The organism is Ensifer sp. 22521 (genome assembly GCF_052044795.1).
Taxonomy (GTDB): Bacteria; Pseudomonadota; Alphaproteobacteria; order Rhizobiales; family Rhizobiaceae; genus Ensifer.
The window spans coordinates 1-928 of the sequence record NZ_JBQENM010000070.1; the positions used below are offsets into that span (position 1 = coordinate 1).

2 pseudogenes are annotated in these 928 nt (G+C 61.9%); both read right to left on the reverse strand.

The features are described from left to right. Window positions 1-210, reverse strand: a pseudogene (locus ACTJKE_RS36545) (iron dicitrate transport regulator FecR); the annotation flags it as partial. A gap of 183 nt (window positions 211-393) precedes the next feature. After that, window positions 394-928: pseudogene (locus ACTJKE_RS36550) on the reverse strand (hypothetical protein); the annotation flags it as partial.

The window sequence follows — 928 nt, forward strand, 5'->3', positions numbered from 1 at the left end:
GCCATCCTGGAAGACGAACTGGCCGAGACCGGACTTCGATGTCGAAATCCGTTCGTCCTTGTAGACCGGGTCCTTGACCGCGATCGGACCGCGTGCGCCGCTGACTGACGTGCGAATCTGCACCGCCTGGCCGACAGGTTCGGCGGCGATGGTCGGACTGAATGTCACGGCACAAAACGCGATGAGTGCGGCACCACGCAAGCGGAACATGGCACCCTCCAAAGTGCTATTGTTATCACGTCACAGGGATTTATGTCTTGTCGCCCAATCGGGGTAACGCCATGCCGCAACCGTAAGAGTTAGGCGGTCATGGCCGCTCGCCCAGTCGTGGCCATTGGAGGCAATCGGCGGCGTGCGCGGAAGGTACCGAGCGTCAGGCGGCCTGCCGGTTCGTCAGTCATTGTGATGACTGCGCCCCTTCTGATGCCCCTTGTTCTGATGGTCGTTGGCATGTTCGAGCACATCCTTGTGGTTGGCATCCTCGCCGCGGATATCCGGATGTTTCATCTCCCAGTGGCGATTGCGGTAGCCTTCTTCCTGCACAGGCTTCTGAGGTTTTTCCTCCGGCTTCTGAGGTTTCTCCTCCGGCTTGTGCGGCCTCTCCTCGGGCTTCGGTTTTTCCTCGGGAGGCCTTTCTTCGACGGCGGGGGGTTGCACAGTTTGCGGTTGGCGTTCGAGATCCTCCTGGAACACCGCCGCAAGGCTGCAGCCGCCCCCCGCCCAGCCCAGCGCTCCGGACAGTCGTTGCCCACCGGATAGGAAAGGAAGGGCTTGTGCATTGCCTAGCGATTTCAATGTATTGCGACTGACCCTTCTCGGATCGCTGATGCCGCCGCCCGGCTTGGCGACGACGCAGTCGCAACGCTGCGTCAATTGCCGGCAGCCGCCGGCGCCACAGAAGCTTGCGGCGCCGCTGAGCAGCACGACA